Annotated in this window: 1 tRNA gene and 2 rRNA genes; all 3 read left to right on the forward strand. The window is 53.8% G+C overall.

The annotated features are described in order from the left end of the window. The first annotated feature begins 75 nt into the window (after positions 1–75). The 3 genes from ACR0DJ_RS20420 to ACR0DJ_RS20430 all read left to right on the forward strand — a co-directional run bounded on the left by ACR0DJ_RS20420 (position 76) and on the right by ACR0DJ_RS20430 (position 3,447). Positions 76–2,941, forward strand: a 23S ribosomal RNA gene (locus ACR0DJ_RS20420). 184 nt (positions 2,942–3,125) lie between these two features. Further along, a 5S ribosomal RNA gene (gene rrf / locus ACR0DJ_RS20425) occupies positions 3,126–3,240 on the forward strand. Between the two features lie 130 nt (positions 3,241–3,370). Beyond that, positions 3,371–3,447: transfer RNA gene (locus ACR0DJ_RS20430), tRNA-Met, on the forward strand. Positions 3,448–3,451 lie beyond the last annotated feature (4 nt).

Genomic DNA, 3,451 nt, shown 5'->3' on the forward strand with positions numbered 1-3,451 from the left:
TTGTGTGCGGTCAAACGCACTCAAGTAGCCGAATAGGCGGTAGTGCCAATATCAAGTCTTTCTTTTTCTGGATCAAATCAAGCGCGAGAAGGGCGTTTGGTGAATGCCTTGGCAGCAAGAGGCGATGAAAGACGTGATACTCTGCGATAAGCCATGGGGAGCTGAGAATAAGCTTTGATCCATGGATCTCTGAATGGGGCAACCCACCTGAATGTTTGTTATTGTTAGCTGTGCTAATCAATAATGGGCATAACCAGGTATTTATGACCTGAATACATAGGGTTATAAAGGCAAACCCGGGGAACTGAAACATCTAAGTACCCGGAGGAAAGGAAATCAATTGATACTCCCCTAGTAGCGGCGAGCGAACGGGGACCAGCCGAGCCGGATGAGTGACTAGAACACGTTGGGAAGCGTGGCCATAGCGGGTGACAGCCCCGTATAGGAAGCTTTGACGGACGTATTAAGTAGGGCGGAACACGTGAAATTCTGTCTGAAGATCGGAGGACCACCTTCGAAGGCTAAGTACTCCTTGCTGACCGATAGTGAACCAGTACCGTGAGGGAAAGGTGAAAAGCACCCCGACGAGGGGAGTGAAACAGTACCTGAAACCGAACGCCTACAATCAGTCGGAGCCCCCTTGCGGGGTGACGGCGTACCTTTTGTATAATGGGTCATCGACTTGGTCTCACGAGCAAGCTTAAGCCGTTAGGTGTAGGCGTAGCGAAAGCGAGTCTTAATAGGGCGCATGAGTTCGTGGGATCAGACCCGAAACCGAGTGATCTAGGCATGGCCAGGTTGAAGGTAAGGTAACACTTACTGGAGGACCGAACCCACATCCGTTGAAAAGGATCGGGATGAGCTGTGCCTAGGGGTGAAAGGCCAATCAAACTCGGAGATAGCTGGTTCTCTGCGAAATCTATTTAGGTAGAGCGTCATCCGAATACCCCGGGGGGTAGAGCACTGGATGGGTAATGGGGCCCCACAGGCTTACTGATCCTAACCAAACTCCGAATACCCGGGAGTACTAGATGGCAGACACACTGCGGATGCTAACGTCCGTAGTGGAGAGGGAAACAACCCTGACCTACAGCTAAGGCCCCCAATTCATGGCTAAGTGGGAAAGCAGGTGGGACGACCAAAACAACCAGGAGGTTGGCTTAGAAGCAGCCATCCTTTAAAGATAGCGTAACAGCTCACTGGTCTAAACAAGTTGTCCTGCGGCGAAGATGTAACGGGGCTCAAGCCATGAGCCGAAGCTTAGGATGCCGTAAGGCATGGTAGCAGAGCGTAGTGTGACATAGAACTCATCCTGTATTGCCGCCGGTTATGCGGCGCGGGCAACCGCGCTCAAGTAGCCGAACAGGCGGTAGCGCAGGATAGAGTTCTTTCGATGAAGCCGGCGCGTGAGCGATCCGGTGGAGAGATCACTAGTGAGAATGATGACATGAGTAGCGACAAAGAGTGTGAGAGACACTCTCGCCGAAAGTCCAAGGGTTCCTGCTTAAAGCTAATCTGAGCAGGGTAAGCCGGCCCCTAAGCCGAGGCCGAAAGGCGTAGGCGATGGGAACTAGGTTAATATTCCTAGGCCAGGAGGATGTGACGGATCACAGGTGTAGTTCAATCTTATCGGATTGATTGGGCTGCTGAGTGGTTCCTGGAAATAGCCCTCCATCAGACCGTACCCTAAACCGACACAGGTGGACTGGTAGAGCATACCAAGGCGCTTGAGAGAACGATGTTGAAGGAACTCGGCAAAATACCTCCGTAAGTTCGCGAGAAGGAGGCCCGGTTCCTAGGCAACTAGGGGCTGGGGGCACAAACCAGGGGGTGGCGACTGTTTATTAAAAACACAGGGCTCTGCGAAGTCGCAAGACGACGTATAGGGTCTGACGCCTGCCCGGTGCCTGAAGGTTAAAAGGAGAGGTGAGAGCCTTGAATTGAAGCCCAGGTAAACGGCGGCCGTAACTATAACGGTCCTAAGGTAGCGAAATTCCTTGTCGGGTAAGTTCCGACCTGCACGAATGGCGTAACGACTTCCCCGCTGTCTCCAACATCGACTCAGCGAAATTGAATTGCCTGTCAAGATGCAGGCTTCCCGCGGTTAGACGGAAAGACCCCGTGCACCTTTACTACAGCTTCGCACTGGCATCAGGATTGTGATGTGCAGGATAGGTGGTAGGCTTTGAAGCAGGAACGCCAGTTCTTGTGGAGCCTCCCTTGAGATACCACCCTTCGCACTCTTGATGTCTAACCGCGGTCCGTTATCCGGATCCGGGACCCTGCGTGGCGGGTAGTTTGACTGGGGCGGTCGCCTCCTAAAGCGTAACGGAGGCGCGCGAAGGTTGGCTCAGAGCGGTCGGAAATCGCTCGTTGAGTGCAATGGCAGAAGCCAGCCTGACTGCGAGACTGACAAGTCGAGCAGAGTCGAAAGACGGCCATAGTGATCCGGTGGTCCCGAGTGGAAGGGCCATCGCTCAACGGATAAAAGGTACGCCGGGGATAACAGGCTGATACTGCCCAAGAGTCCATATCGACGGCAGTGTTTGGCACCTCGATGTCGGCTCATCTCATCCTGGGGCTGGAGCAGGTCCCAAGGGTACGGCTGTTCGCCGTTTAAAGAGGTACGTGAGCTGGGTTTAGAACGTCGTGAGACAGTTCGGTCCCTATCTGCCGTGGGTGTAGGAGACTTGAGAGGAGTTGCCCCTAGTACGAGAGGACCGGGGTGAACGATCCACTGGTGGACCAGTTGTCGTGCCAACGGCAGTGCTGGGTAGCTATGATCGGACAGGATAACCGCTGAAGGCATCTAAGCGGGAAGCCCCCCTCAAAACAAGGTCTCCCTGAGGGCCGTGGAAGACCACCACGTCAATAGGCCGGAGATGTAAGCGCAGCAATGCGTTCAGTTGACCGGTACTAATCGCCCGATAGGCTTGATTTGATCCAGTAACAGAAAGACAAATCAAAAACATACACACCTTGGACCAAGGATGGCTGTGTCGCGCCAAGCGACACTGTTGATTGACATAATAACCGTGCGGGAACGCGCATTCGCAAGCGAATACGCTGCCTCCCGCGCGTCGCCTTTTTGCAAAGCAAAAAGAGCGACGGGGGCTTTTCCTCGGTTTGGTGGTCATAGCGCAAGTGAAACACCCGGTCCCATCCCGAACCCGGAAGTTAAGCACTGCCGCGCCAATGGTACTTGGGCTCAAGCCCCGGGAGAGTAGGTCACCGCCAAACCTAGAAAAAGCCCACAATCAAACTTCTCTCTTACGATATCGAACTCATTCGACCCCGGCCTCAAGTAGCGTAAGCAACAGGCCGAAAAACGGTCTCAAGTAGCCGAATAGGCGGTAGACCACCAAAGTGTCGCGGGATGGAGCAGCCCGGTAGCTCGTCAGGCTCATAACCTGAAGGTCGTAGGTTCAAATCCTACTCCCGCAACCAAAAA

The organism is Ruegeria sp. BF10 (assembly GCF_056538725.1).